At 74.6% G+C, this 18,275-nt stretch carries 14 protein-coding genes; 4 read left to right on the top strand and 10 right to left on the bottom strand.

The genetic code is table 11. The features are described 5' to 3' along the window. Window positions 1-2 precede the first annotated feature (2 nt). From murG to mraZ, 10 genes are all read right to left on the bottom strand, one after another. On the bottom strand, window positions 3-1,097 hold the full coding sequence (gene murG / locus ACK8HX_RS02670) for an undecaprenyldiphospho-muramoylpentapeptide beta-N-acetylglucosaminyltransferase (RefSeq protein ID WP_411939093.1): 1,095 nt from the start codon (window positions 1,095-1,097) through the stop codon (window positions 3-5). Then, window positions 1,094-2,353 (bottom strand): putative lipid II flippase FtsW, encoded by a 1,260-nt coding sequence (gene ftsW, locus ACK8HX_RS02665; RefSeq protein WP_411939092.1) that lies wholly within the window; start codon window positions 2,351-2,353, stop codon window positions 1,094-1,096. The genes murG and ftsW overlap by 4 nt, the downstream gene beginning before the upstream one ends. A 3-nt stretch (window positions 2,354-2,356) precedes the next feature. After that, window positions 2,357-3,841 (bottom strand): UDP-N-acetylmuramoyl-L-alanine--D-glutamate ligase, encoded by a 1,485-nt coding sequence (murD, locus tag ACK8HX_RS02660; RefSeq protein WP_411939091.1) that lies wholly within the window; start codon window positions 3,839-3,841, stop codon window positions 2,357-2,359. Then, entirely contained in the window at window positions 3,838-4,920 is a 1,083-nt protein-coding gene (gene mraY / locus ACK8HX_RS02655; RefSeq protein ID WP_411939090.1) for a phospho-N-acetylmuramoyl-pentapeptide-transferase, read from the bottom strand. Before mraY ends, murD begins: the two co-directional genes overlap by 4 nt. Then, window positions 4,917-6,326, bottom strand: a complete 1,410-nt coding sequence (locus tag ACK8HX_RS02650; protein ID WP_411939089.1) for a UDP-N-acetylmuramoyl-tripeptide--D-alanyl-D-alanine ligase — start codon at window positions 6,324-6,326, stop codon at window positions 4,917-4,919. Before ACK8HX_RS02650 ends, mraY begins: the two co-directional genes overlap by 4 nt. Then, window positions 6,323-7,867 (bottom strand): UDP-N-acetylmuramoyl-L-alanyl-D-glutamate--2,6-diaminopimelate ligase, encoded by a 1,545-nt coding sequence (locus ACK8HX_RS02645; RefSeq protein ID WP_411939088.1) that lies wholly within the window; start codon window positions 7,865-7,867, stop codon window positions 6,323-6,325. Before ACK8HX_RS02645 ends, ACK8HX_RS02650 begins: the two co-directional genes overlap by 4 nt. A gap of 11 nt (window positions 7,868-7,878) precedes the next feature. Next, on the bottom strand, window positions 7,879-10,059 hold the full coding sequence (locus tag ACK8HX_RS02640; protein ID WP_411939087.1) for a peptidoglycan D,D-transpeptidase FtsI family protein: 2,181 nt from the start codon (window positions 10,057-10,059) through the stop codon (window positions 7,879-7,881). A gap of 25 nt (window positions 10,060-10,084) precedes the next feature. Continuing rightward, entirely contained in the window at window positions 10,085-10,669 is a 585-nt protein-coding gene (locus tag ACK8HX_RS02635) for a hypothetical protein (protein ID WP_411939086.1), read from the bottom strand. Beyond that, the gene (rsmH, locus tag ACK8HX_RS02630; protein WP_411939085.1) at window positions 10,666-11,646 is read right to left on the bottom strand and encodes a 16S rRNA (cytosine(1402)-N(4))-methyltransferase RsmH; all 981 of its coding nucleotides are present in this window, start codon (window positions 11,644-11,646) and stop codon (window positions 10,666-10,668) included. The genes ACK8HX_RS02635 and rsmH overlap by 4 nt, the downstream gene beginning before the upstream one ends. 212 nt (window positions 11,647-11,858) lie before the next feature. Then, window positions 11,859-12,302 carry a division/cell wall cluster transcriptional repressor MraZ gene (gene mraZ / locus ACK8HX_RS02625; protein ID WP_411939084.1) on the bottom strand — a complete coding sequence of 148 codons (444 nt, stop codon included), beginning with the start codon at window positions 12,300-12,302 and terminating at the stop codon, window positions 11,859-11,861. Window positions 12,303-12,638: 336 nt separating this feature from the next. Between mraZ and ACK8HX_RS02620 the strand changes: the two genes are divergently transcribed. The 4 genes from ACK8HX_RS02620 to ACK8HX_RS02605 are packed head-to-tail and all read left to right on the top strand — an operon-like array spanning window position 12,639 to window position 18,263. Then, window positions 12,639-13,667 (top strand): AAA family ATPase, encoded by a 1,029-nt coding sequence (locus ACK8HX_RS02620; RefSeq protein ID WP_411939083.1) that lies wholly within the window; start codon window positions 12,639-12,641, stop codon window positions 13,665-13,667. A 3-nt stretch (window positions 13,668-13,670) separates the two neighbouring features. Next, window positions 13,671-14,933: a DUF58 domain-containing protein gene (locus ACK8HX_RS02615; protein ID WP_411939082.1), complete on the top strand. Its 1,263-nt coding sequence runs from the start codon at window positions 13,671-13,673 to the stop codon at window positions 14,931-14,933. Continuing rightward, window positions 14,930-17,260, top strand: a complete 2,331-nt coding sequence (locus tag ACK8HX_RS02610; protein WP_411939081.1) for a transglutaminase family protein — start codon at window positions 14,930-14,932, stop codon at window positions 17,258-17,260. Before ACK8HX_RS02615 ends, ACK8HX_RS02610 begins: the two co-directional genes overlap by 4 nt. A gap of 52 nt (window positions 17,261-17,312) precedes the next feature. Next, window positions 17,313-18,263 carry a class I SAM-dependent methyltransferase gene (locus ACK8HX_RS02605; protein ID WP_411939080.1) on the top strand — a complete coding sequence of 317 codons (951 nt, stop codon included), beginning with the start codon at window positions 17,313-17,315 and terminating at the stop codon, window positions 18,261-18,263. Window positions 18,264-18,275: the final 12 nt, after the last annotated feature.

Here is an 18,275-nt window from a genome sequence, read left to right as displayed (position 1 = left end):
GGTCAGCGCCCTCCGGCGGCGGCGACGACGAGGTCGGCGAGCAGCTCGTCGCCGCCGCGCTCCCCCACGGACGCCGACGCGGCCGCCATCGACGCGAGGCGGTCGGGGTCGGTGGCGAGCCGGACGACGGTCGAGCGGACCCATGCGGCGTCGACCGCTGCGTCCTCGACGAGGAGCCCACCGCCCGCGCCGACCACCGTCGTGGCGTTGAGCCGCTGCTCGCCGTTGCCGATGGGTAGCGGGACGTAGAGGGCGGGCAGGCCGACCGCGGTGAGCTCGCAGACGGTGTTGGCCCCGGACCGGGCCACGACGAGGTCGGCCGCGGCGTACGCGAGGTCCATGCGGTCGCAGTACTCGACGACGACGTACGGGGCGCCGCTGGCACCGACGGCCTCGAAGGCCTTCCCGGTTCCCGTGACGTGGAGGACCTGCACCCCGGCGGCCGAGAGGTCGGCGACCGACTCGGCGAACGCGTCGTTGAGGCGCTGCGCGCCGAGCGACCCGCCCGTGACGAGGACGGTGGGAGCGTCGGTGAGGCCGAACCGTTCGCGCGCCTCGGCCCGGCGGGCGGCGCGGTCGAGGGTCGCGATCTCGCGGCGCAGGGGCATCCCGGTGACGGTCGCGTTCGGCAACGGGGTGCCCGGGAAGGTCACTCCGACGCCGTGGGCGAAGCGCGCCCCCAGCCGGTTGGCCAGGCCGGGGCGCGCGTTCTGCTCGTGGACGACGACGGGGACGCCGCGGCGGCGGGCCGCGAGGTAGGCGGGGGTCGACACGTAGCCGCCGAACCCGACGACGACCTCGGCACCCGTGGCCACCACGGCGTCCTCGGCCGCCGCGATGGCGCGCAGCAGGTTCGCGGGCAGCCGGAGGAGGTCACCCGACGGGCGCCGCGGGAACGGGACCTTGGGCACCTCGAGCAGGGGGTAGCCCCGCTGCGGGACGAGCCGGGCCTCGAGGCCCCTGGCCGTGCCCAGGGCGGTGACGGTGACCGAGGGGTCGCGGCGGCGCAGGCAGTCGGCGAGGGCGAGGAGCGGCGAGACGTGCCCCGCGGTGCCGCCACCGGCGAGGAGCACGGACCGGGGACCGGCCGACGTCACCGTCCTGCCCTCCGCGACCGCGCGGCGACCGAGGGGATGACCGCGAGGGATCGCTTCAGCGCCGACGGGCGCGCCGACAGGGCGTCGGCACACCCCGGTTCGGCCCTCGCGAACGACATGAGGACGCCCAGCGCCATCATCGTCGTGATGAGGGAGGACCCCCCCGACGAGACGAGCGGCAGCGGGACGCCGATGACGGGCAGGAGGTTGATGACGGCTCCGATGTTGATGAGCGCCTGGACGACGACCCACGTCATGATGCCCGCGGTCGCGATGCGGATGAAGAAGTCGTCGGTGCGCGTGACGAGGCGGTAGCAGGCGAGGGCGAGGCCCGCGAAGAGGAGGAGGACCGCGAGGGTGCCGGGCAGCCCGAGCTCCTCGCCGATGATCGCGAAGATGAAGTCGTTGTGCGGCTCGGAGAGCAGGCCCCACTTCTCGCGGCTCGCGCCCAGGCCGAGGCCGAACCAGCCGCCGTCGGCGAGGGCGTAGCGCCCGTGGATCGGCTGCCGTGCCGCGCCGAACTCGTTGGTGTCGCGACCCAGCCAGACGTCGAAGCGGCCGAGCCGGTTGGGGCTGGTGACGACGTAGCCGGCGGCCATGACGAGGAAGGGCAGGCCGGCGAAGGCGAACCAGCGCGCCGGGATCCCCGCGGCGAAGAGCACCCCCGCCACCACGGCGCCGAGGACGAGGACGGTGCCGAGGTCGTGGCCGAGGATGACGAGTACGACGCCGAGCGACGCGAGCGGGAACAGGTACGGGATCAGCACGTGCGAGAACCGGTGCAGCGAGCGACGTTTCGCCGAGAGGATGAGCGCACCCGTGAGGACGAGGCCGAGCTTCATCATCTCGGACGGCTGGACGGTGATCGGCCCCACCCGCAGCCAGTTCTGGTTGCCGTTGACCGTGTCCCCGACGAGGAGGACGAGCACCTGCAGGACGAGGGCGACGGCGAGGACGGGGACCGCGAGCCGCCGCCACGCCCCTACGGGGAGGCGCGAGGCGACGACGAGGGCGAGGCACCCCACGAGCGCGAACCCGGCCTGCTTGAGGAAGATCGAGTAGGCCGAGGACCCGCTGCCGATCGAGACGACCGACGAGGCCGAGAGCACCATGATCAGCCCGAAGACGACGAGGGCCGCGGTGACGCACACGAGCAGGTAGTAGGTGGTGACGGGCGAGTCGAAGCGGGCGAGCCACGACCCGAGCCGGCCGCCGTGCCGGGACCCGCTGCGCGCCGGTGCGGTGGCGCTGCTCACGGGCTACCCCGCGTCGGCGAGGCGGTGGACCGCAGAAGCGAAGGCGTCACCGCGCGCGCCGTAGTCGGCGAACATGTCCATGGACGCCGCGGCGGGGGCGAGCAGCACGACGTCACCCTCGCGGGCGAGCGCGAGGGCCTCCCTCACCACCTGGTCCATGGCTCCAGTGTCGGTACGCGCGACGTCGACGACCGGGACATCCGGCGCGTGTCGGGCGAGTGCGTCGGAAATGGCCGAACGGTCCCGGCCGAGAAGGACGACGCCGCGCAGCCGGGCCACGGCCCCCCGGACGAGCTCGTCGACGTCGGCGCCCTTGAGCAGGCCGCCGGCCACCCACACGACGTGCTCGTAGGCCGCCAGGCTGGCCCTGGCCGCGTGGGGGTTGGTGGCCTTCGAGTCGTCGACCCAGCGGATCCCTCGCACGGTGCCGACCTCGGCGATGCGGTGCGGCTCGGGCACGAACGCGCGCAGCCCGGCCCGGACGGCACCGGCCGGGACGCCGTGGGCGCGGGCGAGGGCCGCGGCGGCGAGGGCGTTGGCGACGAGGTGCGGCGCGGGCTCGGGCGCCTCGCCGCGCAGGTCGTCGAACGTGGCGAGCTCGGCGGCGGAGGTGCGTCGCTCCTCGACGAACGCGCGGTCGGCGAGGACGTCGTCGACGACCCCGACCTCGGACAGGCCGGGAACCCCGAGGGTGAAGCCGACGGCGCGGCACCCCTCCTGCACCTCGGCGTCCTCGACGAGCCGGCGGGTGCGCTCGTCCTCGACGTTGTAGACGCAGGCGACCTCGGTGCCGGCGTAGACCTTGCCCTTGGCGAGGGCGTACTCGTCGAGCGAGCCGTGCCAGTCGACGTGGTCGGGGGCAATGTTGAGGCACACCGAGGCCCGCGGCGCCAGCGAGTGCGACCAGTGGAGCTGGAAGCTCGACAGCTCGACGGCGATGACGTCGAAGGGCTCGGGGTGCAGCACCGCCTCGAGGATGGGCGTGCCGACGTTGCCGGCGCTCGTGGCCCGCAGCCCGGCGGCCCGGAGCATCGACGCGAGCATCTGCACGGTCGTCGTCTTGCCGTTCGTGCCGGTGACCGTGAGCCAGGGGGCGGCGCCCTCCCGCGCGCGCATCCGCCAGGCGAGCTCGACCTCGCCCCAGACCGGGACGCCGGAGCCGGCAGCGGCCACGAGGAGGGGCTGGTCGGGGCGCCAGCCGGGCGAGGTGACGACGAGGTCGACCGCGGAGTCCGGCAGGGCCGAGACGGCGTCGTCGCCGTACGCGAGGCGCGCGCCGAGGATGTCGAGGATGCGGGCCCGCTCGGCCATGACCGAGCCGTCCTCGGGCGTGCGGCCGTCGACGACGAGGACGTCGGCACCGCGCTCGAGGAGGGCGTCCGCCGCGGCGAACCCGCTGACCCCGAGGCCCGCCACGACGACGCGAAGGCCGGACCAGTCGGCACCAGCGTGGGTCAGCCCCCCGAGCCGGTCGGGCACCTCGCTCATGCCGCGCCCACGACCCACTCGGCGTAGAAGAGCCCGAGGCCCAGGGCGACGAACAGCCCTGCCACGATCCAGAACCGGATGACGATCGTCACCTCCTGCCACCCCAGCAGCTCGAAGTGGTGCTGGAGCGGCGCCATCCGGAACACCCGTCTCCCGGTGGTCTTGAACGACGCGACCTGGATGATGACCGACAAGGTGATGGTGACGAAGAGCCCGCCGAGGATGACGACGAGCAGCTCGGTGCGGGTGAGGATCGCCAGGCCGGCGAGCGCACCGCCGAGCGCGAGGGACCCGGTGTCGCCCATGAAGATCTTGGCGGGCGAGGCGTTCCACCACAGGAACCCGAAGCAGGCGCCCATCCCGGCCGCCGCGACGATCGCGAGGTCGTGCGGGTCGCGGACCTCGTAGCACTTCGTCCCCGGGTTCCACTGGCAGTTCTGGTTGAACTGCCAGATGCCGATGAGGACGTAGGCCGCGAAGACCATGACCGACGAGCCGGTGGCGAGGCCGTCGAGGCCGTCGGTGAGGTTCACCCCGTTCGAGGTGCCCGCGACGATGACGTTGGCCCAGATGACGAAGAGGACGACGCCGACGAGCGCCCCGAGGAACGCGAGGTCGAGCGGTGTGTCGCGGACGAACGAGATCGCCGTGGACGCCGGGGTGCGGAAGCTCTCGTTGGGGAACTGGAGGGCGAGGATCGCGAAGACGACGGCGACGAGCGTCTGCCCGGCGAGCTTCTCGCCCGACCGGAGCCCGAGGCTGCGCTGCTTGCTGATCTTGATGAAGTCGTCGAGGAAGCCGACGAACCCGAGCCCCGTCATGAGGAACAGGACGAGCAGCCCACTGACGCTCGGCCCCTGACCCGTGACGACGTGGGCGATGGCGTAGGCCGCGACCGAGCTGCCGACGATGACGGCGCCGCCCATGGTCGGGGTGCCGCGCTTCGTGTGGTGCGAGGTCGGGCCGTCGTCGCGGATGAACTGGCCGTAGCCCTGCTTGACGAGGAAGCGGATGAACATCGGCGTCCCGAACAGCGCGATGACGAGCGACACGACGGCCGCGATGAGGACAGCCTTCACGCCTGCTCCTCCTTCGCCGTCGCCAGCCGGTCTCCGAGCAACCGTAGCCCGGCGTCGCGGCTGGACTTGAACAGGACCACGTCACCCGGGGCGAGCTCGGCGCGCAGCAGCGCCTCGGCGGCGTCGGCGTCGGCGACGACCCGGGTGCGCGGCCCGGTGGTCGCTCCCGCCTCCTCGGCGCCGGCGGCGAGCGGACGCGCGGCCTCACCGACGACGAGGAGCTCGTCGACGCCGCGCGCGACCACCTCGGCGCCGACCTCGCGGTGGAGCGCGTCGGACTCGTCGCCGAGCTCGAGCATGGTGCCGAGGACGGCCCAGGTGCGCCTCCCCTCCCCCATCCGCTCGAGGGCGGAGAGGGCCGCGCGCATCGAGTCGGGGTTGGCGTTGTAGGCGTCGTTGACGAGGGTGACGCCGTCGGGGCGCTCGACGACCTCCATCCGCCACCGGCTCGCGGGCCGGGCGGACTCCAGTGCGGCACAGGCGTCCTCGAACGGCAGGCCGAGCTCGGTGGCCGCGGCGAGGACGGCGAGGGCGTTGCTGACGTGGTGCCGGCCCACGAGGCCGAGGGTGAGGGTGCGACGACCTGCGGCGGTGACGACGGTGAAGGTCGGACGGCCGCCGGCGTCGAGCGAGACGTCGACGGCGCGGACGTCGGCGTCCTCGGCCTCGCCGACGAGGACGACCCGGGCACCGGTGACGGAGGCCATCGCGCGCACGACGTCGTCGTCGGCGTTGAGGACGGCGAGTCCGGTGGCCGGCAGCGACCGGACGAGCTCGCTCTTCGCGACGCCGATCGCCTCGCGCGAGCCGAACTCCCCGACGTGGGCGGTCCCGACGTTGAGGACGACGCCGACGCGAGGGGGCGCGATGCGCGTGAGGTACTCGACGTGCCCGATGCCGCGGGCGCCCATCTCGACGACGAGGAACCGGGTGCCGGGCTCGACGCGGCACACGGTGAGCGGCACCCCGACCTCGGAGTTGTAGGAGCCGACGGGGGCGACGGTGGGTCCGGCCGTCGCCAGCACCGCCCCGAGGAGGTCCTTCGTGCTCGTCTTGCCGGAGGAGCCGGTGATCCCCACGACGCCCAGGCCCGGGAGGGCGTCGACGACGGCGCGGGCGAGGGCCGCGAAGGCCTCCTGGGTGTCGTCGACGACGACGCACGCGACGCCGTCGACCGGACGCGTCGTGAGGGCCGCGACGGCGCCGCGCTCGACGGCACCTCCGACGAAGTCGTGGCCGTCGGCGTGCTCGCCGACCCGGGCCACGTAGAGCCCGCCGGGACCGGCCTCGCGGGAGTCGGTGACGACGGGACCGTCGACGACGAGCGCGGCGGCGTCCACGCCGTCGGGGACGGCCAGGCGACCGCCCGTCACCTCGGCGATCCGGCTGAGCGGGAAGGGGATCACGCGCCGGCTCCTGCCTCGGCCGCGACGAGGCGCAGGGCCTCGGCGACCTCGTCGCGGTCGTCGAACGGGTGGACGGTCCCCGCGACGTCCTGGCCGGTCTCGTGGCCCTTGCCCACGACGGCCACGGTCGCCCGGGGTCCCTCGGACCACACCGCCCGCAGGGCCTCGCGGATGGCGTCCCGGCGGTCGCCGACCTCGAGGACGGCGACGTCGCGGCCGGCGGCGCGGGCCTCCTCGACGCCCTCGAGGACGGCCGCGCGGATCGCCGCGGGGTCCTCCGAGCGCGGGTTGTCGTCGGTGACGACGACGAGGTCGGCGACCTCCGCGGCCGCCGCACCCATCGCGTGCCGCTTGTCGCGGTCGCGGTCGCCCCCGGCCCCGGTGAGGCAGACGAGCGAGCCGGGGGTGCTCGGGCGCAGCGCGAGCAGGGCGGCGCGGATCGCGTCCGGGGTGTGGGCGTAGTCGACGAGGGTGCGCGGGGCGTCGACGCCGTCCGGCGCCGCCACCGCCTCCATCCGGCCGGGGACGTGCGGGTCGGCGAGGACCGCCCGGCCCACGGCGTCCGCGTCCTCGCCGAGGAGGACGAGGGCGGCCGCCGCCATCGCCGTGTTCGTGACGTTGAAGTCCCCCGGCAGGCTCGACCTCAGGTGGAGGTCGACCCCCTCTGCGGTGAGGCGGAACGCGGCCGGGTCGGCGCTGTCGACGCCGACGTGCCAGTCGGCGTCCGCTGCCGTCCCGATGGTCTGCACCGGCACGCCGGAGCGTTCGACGAGGCGGGTGCCCCAGTCGTCGTCGGTGCACACCAGCCCGCGGCGGGCCCGCTCCGGGGTGAAGAGGGAGGCCTTGGCGGCGAAGTAGTCGTCCATGTCCGCGTGGAAGTCGAGGTGGTCCTGCGAGAGGTTGGTGAAGAGGGCGACGTCGTAGACGACCCCGTCGACCCGGTGCTGCGCGAGGGCGTGGCTCGAGACCTCCATGACGCAGGTGTCGAGGCCGCGCTCGGCCATGACCGCGAGGAGGGCGTGGAGGTCGGGCGCCTCCGGGGTGGTGCGGACGCTCCCGACCCGCTCCTCGCCCAGACGTGTCTCGACGGTCCCGATGAGCCCGGCCCTGCGGCCGAGGGCCGTGAGGGCGGAGTGGACGAGGTACGCGGTCGTCGTCTTGCCGTTGGTCCCGGTGATGCCGACGAGGCGCAGGTCGAGGTCCTCGGTGCCGTACACCCGGGCGGCCACGGCGCCGAGCACCGAACGCGGGCGCTCGACGACGAGGACGGGCAGGTCGACCCCCGCGCCGGCCATCCGGTCGGCCCCGTCGGCGTCGGTGAGGACGGCGGCGGCGCCGGCCGCGGCGACGTCGGCGGCGTAGTCGGCACCGTGCGCGCGGGCTCCCGGCAGCGCGGCGTAGAGGTCGCCGGGGAGGACGCCCCGCGAGTCGAGGGTCACCCCGGTGACGACGGCCCCCGGTGCCGGGGCCGTGACGGCCAGGAGGGCCGCGAGGTCTCCGACCGAGGTGCGTCGGGGCTGCGACGGTCTGGGGGCGGGCACGTCGAACGACCCTACCGTGGGGTCGGCTTCTTGCCGTTGCGCAGGAGGGTGGGGTCGGCCAGCGCCTCGGCCGGGTCGACCTTGAGGGTGACCGGGGTCGCCTTGGCGCCGGTCGGCGGGATCTTCAGCTCCTGGAGGGCGTACGTCGTCACGTCCTTGAAGACCGGGCCGGCGACGTAGCCGCCGAAGAAGGGGTAGGTCGGCTTCTGGACGATGACGGCCACGACGATCTCGGGGTCGTCGGCCGGGGCGTACCCGATGAAGCTCGCGGTGCGGCCGCTGTAGCCGCCCACGCGGGAGTCGTAGTAGTCGGCGGTGCCCGTCTTGCCGGCCACGCGGTAGCCCGGGATCTGGGCCTCCTCCGCGGTGCCCTCGGGGCTGACGACGCCCTCGAGCATCCGGCTGACGTCCTTGGCCGTCCCGGGCGAGACGACCCGGGTCTGGGTCGCGGGCGGCATCGGGGTGACCGTGCCGTCGGCCTCGGTGACGCTGTCGACGAGCCGGGGGGAGACCCGCACGCCGTCGTTGGCGATCGTCTGGAAGACGGACGCGGCCTGGATGGCGGTGACCGAGACGCCCTGGCCGAAGGCGACCGTGGCGCGCTGCGAGCCGCTCCAGTCCTCGCTCCTGGCGAGCAGGCCGCGCGACTCCCCGGGGAAGCCGGTCCCCGACAGCGACCCGAGGCCGAACCTGCGGAAGTAGGTCTCGAGCGTCTTGGGCTTGAGGGTCTCGCTGACGAGGATGGTCCCGATGTTGCTCGACTCGGCGAGCGTGCCGGCGACGGTCCGGTAGAGCGTCGCGTGCTCGTGGCTGTCCTTGAAGCTGTAGTCCCAGCGCGGGAGGCGGTTGGGGATGACGACCGGCGTCGACGGCGTCACCGTCTTCTCCTCGAGGGCTGCGGCGATCGTCATGACCTTCGAGGTCGAGCCCGGCTCGAAGACGTCGGAGAACGCGTAGTTGCCCAGCTTGGCGCCCTTCTTGCCGACGTCGGTGTCGGGGTCGAAGGTCGGGTAGGAGGCGACGCTGAGCAGGTCGCCGGTCTTCGCGCTCATGATGACGACCGTGCCCGACTGGGCCTTGGTCTCCTTGATCCGCTGGGCGAGGGAGTTCTGGGCGTACCACTGGAGGCTGGAGTTGATCGTCAGCCGCACGTCGTTGCCGTCGACGGCGGGGGTGGTCGAGCGCGCCGCGGTCGGGATGATCGTGCCGTCGCGGCCCTGCTCGAAGGTCTGCCGGCCGGGCGTGCCCTGGAGGCGCTCGTCGGCCATGAGCTCGACGCCGCCGCCCGGCTTGCCGTCGCCGGTGACGTAGCCGACGAGCGCGGCGGCCGTCGTGCCCTGGGGGTAGGTGCGCTCGGAGCGGGTCTCGCGGCGGTCGCGGTAGATGCCCGGGATCCCCAGGTCGGAGATCTTGTTCCACGTCAGCGGGGTGACGTCGCGGCTGAGGACGCGGTAGCGGCTCGTGCCCGTCAGCGCGGCGACGAGCTCGGAGACGGTGGTGTCGAGCAGCGGCGCCAGCCTGGTCGCGGCCTGCTGGATCGACGTGGCCGAGGTCTCGGGGTCGCAGGCAGGCTTGCGGGTGCCGTACGTGCACACGGCCTGCTGGTCGGCGACGACGACCTCCCGGACGACGCTCGACGCGAGCACGGTGCCGTCGGAGGCGAGGATCTGCCCGCGCATGGCCGGGATGATCTGGGCGGCCTCGCGCTTGAGCTGGGCCTCCTCGGCGACGGCCGTGGCGTCGAAGCCCTGGATGCGCACGAGCTGGGCGCCGAAGACGCTGAGGACGAACAGCGTCGCGACGGTGAGGAACCGCATCCGGCGGCGCGGGTTGCCCGGTGGCATCCCTCCGGTCGTGACCGCTCGTCGGCGGCCACCGCCGCCGCCACCCGAGCGGTCGCGGCGGGCGGGCTGGGCGGGGCGGCGCGCGGCGGGCGCGGTGCGCCGCGTCCCGGAGGCCGGGCGCGCTCCGGTGCGCGGTGGCGTGCGGGGCACGCCGGCCCGCGCCGCGGCGGGGCGCGCCGTGGCGCCGCGCGCCGAGGCCTTGCGCTCCCCCGAGGCCTTGGCCTGGGCCGGTGTGCGCGCGCCGGACCCCGTGGCCGGGCGCGCGGCGGGGCGGCCCGCTCCCCCGGTGCGCCCGGACGCGGACGCGCGGGGACGTCCTGCGGGCGGCTGGGTCCTGCGCTGGGTCACGGGCTCGGTCTCCGGGTCGGCGGGCTCAGTTGCCGGGGGTCGCGGGGGTCGCGCGGGTGGAGGGGGTCGCCGGGGTCGTCGGCTTCCTCGTCGCCCCCGGAGCGGTGGACGGCACCGAGGACGGGGGCGTGCGGGTGGTCGACGGCGTCGTCGGCACGGCGGTGCTCCTCGTCGGTGCCTTGGTCTCGGTCACCACGCTAAAGCGGTCGTTGGCCTTGGCCTTCGTCGCCACGCCGAGCACCTTGCCGTCGGAGAGCCGGAGGAAGGCCGGGGTCTCGGCGGGCACCATGCCGAGACCACGCGCCCGCTGGGCGAGCGGACCCGGGCCGGACACCGCGTCGATCTGGTGGCGCAGCGCGTCCTGGGTGTCGGCGAGCTCGTCGGAGCGGTGCTGGAGGTCGCGCATCGTGTACGACCCCTGCGCCATCGCCGTGTTGAGGACGAGGACGCCGACGAACCCGCCGAGGAGCAGGGCGACGCACAGCGCGAGGAAGAGGCCGTTGCCGGCGGTCTCGGGCGGGGTGACGACCTTGAGCTGGCGGGGGGTGGGGGTCGTGGCGCGGCGGGCGCCCGGGCGCGGGGCGGACCGGACCGGGGCGAGCTGGCTCATCGGGGGGCTCCGTTCGGTGGCGAGAGGCGTTCGGCGGCGCGCAGCCGCGCCGAGGCGGACCGGGGGTTGTCGACCTGCTCCTGCGGGTCGGGGACCTCGGCGCCGCGGGTGAGCAGGCGCAGCCAGGCCGCGTGCTCGGGGAGCTCGACGGGCATCCCCGCGGGCGTGCGGCTGCGGCTGCCCGCGGCGAACGCCTGCTTGGTGATGCGGTCCTCGAGCGAGTGGTAGGACAGGACGGCGATCCGGCCACCGGGCCGCAGGCACGCCAGGGCCGCCTCGACGGCGCGCTCCCAGACGTCGAGCTCGGCGTTGACCTCGATGCGCAGCGCCTGGAAGGTCCGCTTCGCCGGGTGCCCGCCGGTGCGCTGCGACGCCGCGGGGATGGCGGCCCGCAGGACCTCGACGAGGCGCGCCGACGTCGTGAAGGGCTCCTTCTCCCGCTCGCGCAGGATCGCCGAGGCGATCCGCCCGGCGAACCGCTCCTCGCCGTACGTCCGCAGGATGCGCGCGAGGTCGCCATGGCCGTAGGTGTTGAGGACGTCGGCCGCGGTCATCCCCGTCGACTGGTCCATGCGCATGTCGAGCGGTGCGTCGTGGCGGTACGCGAACCCGCGGTCGGGCTCGTCGAGCTGGAGCGAGGAGACACCGAGGTCGAACAGGATCGCCGCCGCGGTCCCGTCGGCGTGGGCGGCGAGGACCTCGGCGACCTCGTCGTACACCGCGTGGACGCCGACGAACCGCTCGCCGAAGCGCGCGAGCCGCTCACCCGCGAGGGCGAGGGCCTGCTCGTCGCGGTCCAGGCCGATGACGCGGGCCGCCGGGCACCGCTCGAGGAGGGCCTCGGCGTGGCCGCCCATCCCGAGGGTGGCGTCGACGGCGACGGCACCCTCGTCCTCGAGCGCCGGGGCGAGGAGGTCGACGATGCGGTCGCGCAGCACGGGGACGTGCCGTCCGGCGGCGTCTCCTCGGGTGCTCATCGTCGTCCTCCTCTCGGTGTCGTGGCGGGGTGGTGGCGTCGGGTGGGGCGGGATGGGGCGGATCCGGGTGCGGGTCGACCCGGCGGCTGGTCCCCATCCGATCCGTGCCCGGCGCGGGGGAAGTCGCGTCGGGATCGGGTCGGCTGGAGGCCGGCGGTCGGGTCGTGGGTGGCGGTGGGGTCCGGGGCGGTGGAGCGGGGTGGAGGACGGGCCTACAGGCCCGGGACCACCTCCTCGGTGTCGACCGAGTACGCCGAGTAGGCGGGCATGACCTCGGCGAGGTAGGAGCCCCAGGCGGCGCTGTCCCAGACCTCGATCCGGTTGCCGTTGCCGATGACGGTGCACTCGGTCTCGAGGCGGGCGTAGGCGCGCAGCGCGGCGGGGATCGTGACCCGGCCCTGCTTGTCCGGGGTGTCGGGGTGCGCACTCGCCCGGAACACGCGCACGAAGTCGCGGACCTGCTTCGAGCTGCCCGGGGCCGCCTGCATGAGGCCGGAGATCCGGTGGAACTCCGCGGTCGGGAAGACGTAGAGGCAGCCCTCCTGCCCGGTGGTGACGACGAGGCCGTCGGCGAGGGCGCCGCGGAAGCGCGCGGGGAGGAAGAGGCGTCCCTTGTCGTCGAGCCGAGGCGTGTGCGTGCCCAGGAACGCGTCCACGGGCGCCACCTCCTCGACCCTTCTCGACCCACCCGGCTGCCCCGGTTTCCTCCACTTTACTCCACCAAGACCGTCACTGTCGCCGTCTCGGGGGTCGTTCGTTCGGTTGATCCTGATGTCCACGCAGGTCAGCAGCGGTGGTGCGAAGTGGAGGAAGCTCACGCTCCGGGCCTCGCGTCACGGGCATCGTCCACCCGTCCGGCCTCGTGACCGACTCGTCAGCGGAGCGAGCGCGTGCATTCCCTTCCTCGCGGGCCCATCGGTGACGCAGGATCGGAGGGCACCCCCCGCACCGCCCACCCGTTGGTCGGGGGACGACGACGAAGGGACCCAGAAGTGAGCGAGCACGAGCACGACCGCCGGACCGTCACCGACACCGCCGGCCGCCCTCCCCTCGACCCCACCTCCCGTGGCGCGGCGCTGGACCAGGTGCTCCAGGTGTCGAGCTCGCTCATGGCGGCGATGAACTCGGTCATCGAGGGCAAGGAGAAGGTCGTCCGCACCGCCGTGACCGTGCTCCTCGCCGAGGGCCACCTGCTCGTCGAGGACGTCCCCGGCGTCGGCAAGACCCTCCTCGCGAAGGCGCTGGCCCGCTCGATCGACTGCTCGGTGCGCCGCGTGCAGTTCACCCCCGACCTGCTCCCCAGCGACATCACCGGCGTCTCCGTGTTCAACCAGGACGTCCGCGACTTCGAGTTCCGCCCCGGCGCGATCTTCGCCAACGTCGTCGTCGGCGACGAGATCAACCGCGCCTCGCCGAAGACCCAGTCGGCGCTGCTGGAGTCGATGGAGGAGGCCCAGGTCACGGTCGACGGGACGACCTACACCCTCCCGAAGCCGTTCATCGTCATGGCGACCCAGAACCCCATCGAGATGGAGGGCACCTATCCCCTCCCGGAGGCGCAGCGGGACCGCTTCATGGCGCGGATCTCGATGGGCTACCCGTCGGCCCGCTCCGAGCTCGAGATGCTCGAGGTGCACGGTGGGGCGTCCCCGCTCGAGGACCTCGAGCCCGTCACCGACGCCGGTGCCGTCTCCCAGATGGTGGCCTCGGTCCGCGAGGTCCACGCCTCCCCCGCCGTCCGCCAGTACATCGTCGACCTCACCACGGCCACCCGCTCGAGCACCGCCCTGCGGCTCGGCGCCTCGCCGCGCGCGAGCCTGCACCTGCTGCGCGCCTCACGGGCCCACGCCGCCCTCGCCGGCCGCGACCACGTCCTCCCGGACGACGTGCAGCAGGTCGCGGTCCCCGTCCTCGCCCACCGCCTCATCCCCACGGGCGAGACGCAGATGGCGCGGCGCACCACCACCGACGTCGTCACCGACCTGCTCCAGCGCGTGCGGGTCCCTGCCCCCACCCGCTGAGCCGTGCGCACGATCCGTCGCTCCCTCACGACCCGCGGCGCGGCCTTCGCCGGCTGCGGGCTCGTCCTCGTCGCGTCCGGCGTCCTCCTCGGGCAGCGCGACGTGACGCGGGTCGGGGTGCTCCTCCTCGCCCTCGTCGCCATCGCGCTCGTCCTCGTGCGACGCCACGGCCTCCGGCTCGAGGTCCGTCGCACGGCGGTACCCGCGCGCGTCGCCATCGACGAGCGCGCGGTCGTCTCGGTCGCGGTCCGCAACGCCGAGGGCACCACGTCGCCGGTGGTCATGGCCGAGGAGTCGATCGACTACGCCCTCGGCGACCGGCCGCGCTTCGTCATCCCCGCGCTGCGGCCCGGGACGACCCAGGAGGTCCAGTACACCGTCCGCTCCCACACCCGCGGTGTCCACCGCATCGGCCCGCTCGGCATCCGCGTCCGCGACCCGTTCGGCCTCACCCTGAGGTCGGCCGCCGTCGGTGGCCAGGCCGAGGTCGTCGTGCTCCCGCGCGTGGTGACGCTCCCCACGGGTCGCTCGCTCGGCAGCGGGATCGGGTCCGAGGGGACGGTGCCGCACATGGTCGCCCTCCACGGCGAGGACGACCAGACGATCCGCGAGTACCGCGACGGCGACGACCTGCGCCGCATCCACTGGCCGGCCTCGGCGCGCACCGGCGAGCTCATGGTCCGCCAGGAGGACCGCCCTGCCAAGCGGCGGGCCGTCATCCTCCTCGACAGCCGGGCGGGTGGGCACGCGGGCTCCGGGCGGAGCAGCTCGCTGGAGTGGTGCGTCACGACCGCGGCCTCGGTGACGGCGCACGTGCAGGCCGCCGGCTACGCCACGCACCTCCTGACGAGCGACGCCGGGCACGACACCGGCGCCCACCACGACGAGGGGCTCGAGACCGGGCTCGACACCCTGGCCCGGATCACCACCGGGCCCGACGACGGGCTGCGCGCCGTGCTCCACGCCGCGAGCGCCGTGACGTCGCAGGGCGGGCTCGTCGTCTACGTCGGCGGACCCCTCAGCGACGACGACGCCCGCGCGCTGGCCGCGCTGCGGCAGCCCGGGTCGGCCGGTGTCGCGATGGTCGTCGACCCCGTGTCGTTCGGCGGCCGCGCCCGCCGCTCCGCCGACGGCGAGACCGCTGCCGCGACGACCACCGAGGTCCTGCGTGCGTCCGGGTGGACGACGACCGTCGTCGACAGCCGCACCTCGCCCGCCACCGCCTGGTCGGCCGTCGTCGGCGCCCGGCTCGTGGGGGTCCGGTGAACCGCGCCCGGCCGGTCGAGGCCCTCCTCGCGGCCGTCGCGACGCTCACGGTGGCCCTGCCGCTCACGACGCTCTTCACCCCGACCGCCGAGTGGTTCCGCCCGAGCCTGCTGCTCGTCGCGCTCGTCATGCTCGTCGGGATGGGCGCCCGGCTCGTCACGACCTCGCGCGTCCTCGTCGTCGCCACCCAGGCGGTCCTGCTGACCCACGGCGCCGCCCTGCTCCACGGACAGGGCCACCTCTGGAAGGACGTGGTCCCGGTCCCCGACACCGGTGCCGCGTTCGGCGTCCTGCTCACCCAGGCCTACGAGACGGTGACGAGCTACACGGCGCCCGCCCCGGCGAACCGCGGCACCGTCCTCGCCGTCAGCCTGCTCCTCGGCCTCACCGCCGTCGCCGTCGACGCGTGCGCGGTGACCTTCCGCAGCCCGGCCGTCGCCGGCATCCCCCTCCTCACGGCCTTCCTGTCGTCGGCGACGAACTCCGGCGAGGGGCTCGGCGCGTGGTGGGCCGTCCCCCCGGCCCTGGCGTGGCTCGCCCTCGTCGGGCGGCAGGGCGTGCGCGCGATGCGCTCGTGGGGCACCGCCGCGACCCGCGATTCCCGCGGCCCGTTCTCCGACCCGACGACGGTGTTCTCCACGACGGGGCGCGTCGTCGGAGTCGCCGCCCTCGCGACCGCCGTCGTCCTGCCCGGTCTCGTGCCCCACCTGCCGACGACGTTCCTCGCCGACGGCCTCGGGTCGAGCGCCAACGCCCGCGGCGGGGGCGGCGGCTCGCTGCGCCTGTCGACGAGCATCGACATCGCGCGCGACCTCGCCGAGCAGTCGACGAACACGGTCATCCGCTACTCCACGACCGACGACTCCCCGCCGCCGCTGAGGGTCGGCATCCTCGACACCTACCGGGGCGGGTCGTGGGAGGCCGACAACGGCTTCGCCTACGTCCCCCAGGACGGCCGACTCCCCGACCCCCTCGCCGGCCCTGCGGTCCCCCGCAAGGTCGAGCGGTTCTCCGTGAGCGAGAACTACGTCGGCGTGCCGCAGGTCGCGCTCCCCGAGAACGCGACCGGTACCCCGTTCCCCGACGGCTCGTGGAACGTCGACGCCGACAGCCAGCTCGTGCAGCTGACCCGCCCCGTCTCCGAGTACAGCGCCGAGTACGTCCTCCTCGACCCCGAGGCCTCCCAGTTCGCCGGGACCGCCGACCCGTCGGTCCACCAGCGCGACCTCGAGGTCGACCCCCGGGCCGACCAGGTCGTCCGCGCGCTGCTCGACGAGATCACCGACGACGGCGACTCGAACCTCGAGATCGCCCGGGCGATCCAGGCGCACCTGCGCTCCTCGCAGTACCAGTACTCGGTCGACCTCGCCGCCGACACCGCCGAGGGCTCGCTCCCCGAGGAGCCGCTGGTCCGCTTCCTCGAGACCAAGCGCGGCTACTGCGTCCAGTTCGCCACCGCGATGATCATGCTCGCGCGCAGCGCCGGCATCCCCGCGCGGATGGCCGTGGGCTTCCTCCCGGGCGTCACCGAGGACGACCAGCGGGTCGTCCGCGCCTCCGACGCGCACGCCTGGCCCGAGCTGAACTTCCCGCAGCTGGGCTGGGTCCGCTTCGAGCCGACGCCGGGAGACCGCAGCGGGGTCCCGCCGCAGTACACCCAGATCCCCACCGAGTCGAGCGGGTCCACCTCCCCGTCCGCGTCCGCGTCGTCCTCGACCTCGACGTCCGCACCCTCGGCGGGCCCGAGCCGCGACCTCGCCGGCGACCCCCTCGACCCGACGACCGGGTCGGCGGCCGGTGCGGGCGGTGTCACCCGCTTCGTCTCCGACCACGCCACGAGCATCGGGATCGCGCTGCTCGTCCTCCTCTCCGCCACCGTCGTGCCCCTCGGTGCCTGGCTGTCCCGCCGACGGGCGCACCGGGAGGCCACCGGCGACGCCGAACGCGTCGAGGCCGAGTGGCAGTCGCTGCTCCTGCGCCTGCAGGACATCGGGTTCGTCCCCGACGACGGCGCGACGCCGCGCCAGGCGTCGCGCCAGCTCGGGAGGTCGGCGTACCTGACCCAGGACGAGACCGACGCCCTCGGTCGCGTCGTCACCACGCTCGAGCAGGCGCGCTACGCCCGACCGGGCAGCAGCCTCGACGACGTCGGCGGCGACGCCCGCACCGTGTGGCGCGGGGCCTTCTCCCGGCGCCGGCGGCTGGACCGCGCCCGCGCCCTCCTCCTCCCAGAGGAGGGGCGCCGGCACTGGCGCCGGGCGGCGTCACGGCTGACCCGCCTCGTCCCCCGGCCGGGCCGGCGCCCCGACCCGACCGACGGCGACTGACGACTAGGCTCGGCGCACCCGGGACCACCGGTCCCTCGACGTCAGGAGCGCGATGACGATCCGCCAGTGGGCCGGTGAGCGCCTCGACCGCGCCGTCGGCGCCGACCGTGTCAACCGGGTGCGCCGCCTGGAGCGGCGGGTCCGTGACGGCGCCGCCCGCCGCATCGAGCTCACACCGCGCCAGGCCGCCCCCCGGCCGAAGCCGGCGACGGCGACCACGCGGACGTGGACCCCGCCCGACCCGTTCACCCCGCACCCGACGCCCACGGTGAGCCGGCACGAGCTGCTGACCCGGCTGCACGAGCTGCTCCAGCCGCGCACCTACCTCGAGGTCGGCGTCAACGACGGCGCGAGCCTGGCGCTGTCGCGCACCCGGACCGTGGCCGTGGACCCGTTCTACTCGGTCGTCAAGGAGGTCCGCTGCGACCTCCACCTCGTCCGCGCGACGAGTGACGACTTCTTCGCGCGCCCGGACGCCGTGGCCCACTTCGAGGGGGTCCCCGTCGACCTCGCCTTCATCGACGGCATGCACCTGTCCGACTTCGTCGTGCGCGACGTCATGAACACCGAACCGCTCATGGCGCGCACGGGCGTCGTCGTCCTCGACGACGTGCTGCCCCGCAACGCCCTCGAGGCCTCCCGCACGCGGCTCACGCACGCCTGGACCGGGGACGTCTACAAGGCCGTCGACGTCCTCCTCCGGCACCGCCCCGACCTCGTCGTCCTCCTCGTCAACACCGCCCCCACGGGGACCGCCGTGGTCGTCTCGCTCGACGCGGCGTCGACGGTCCTGCGCGAGGTCTACGACGGCGAGCTCGACGGGCTGCTCTCCCCCGACCCCCAGTCGCCACCGCTGTCGTTCATGGACCGCTCGACGAGCGTCGACCCGGACGTCCTGCTCGCCTCCCCGGTGTGGGCGCGGCTGCGCGAGCTGCGCGAGGACGACGACGCCGACCTCGCGCCGGCGTGGGACGAGCTGCGGGCCCTCCCCCGCCTCGGCTGACCCAGCGCCCGG

The sequence above is a fragment of the Oryzobacter faecalis genome, from assembly GCF_046764005.1.
GTDB classification, from domain to species: domain Bacteria; phylum Actinomycetota; class Actinomycetes; order Actinomycetales; family Dermatophilaceae; genus Oryzobacter; species Oryzobacter faecalis.
Note: the sequence above shows the minus strand (reverse complement) of the source record. Positions and strands in the feature narration are given on the sequence as shown.

Coding starts and splice junctions, on each gene's coding strand:
- murD (WP_411939091.1), bottom strand. CDS start 3,841: ATGAGCGAGGTGCCCGACCGGCTCGGGGGGCTGACCCACGCTGGTGCC.
- ACK8HX_RS02635 (WP_411939086.1), bottom strand. CDS start 10,669: ATGAGCCAGCTCGCCCCGGTCCGGTCCGCCCCGCGCCCGGGCGCCCGC.
- rsmH (WP_411939085.1), bottom strand. CDS start 11,646: ATGAGCACCCGAGGAGACGCCGCCGGACGGCACGTCCCCGTGCTGCGC.
- ACK8HX_RS02605 (WP_411939080.1), top strand. CDS start 17,313: ATGACGATCCGCCAGTGGGCCGGTGAGCGCCTCGACCGCGCCGTCGGC.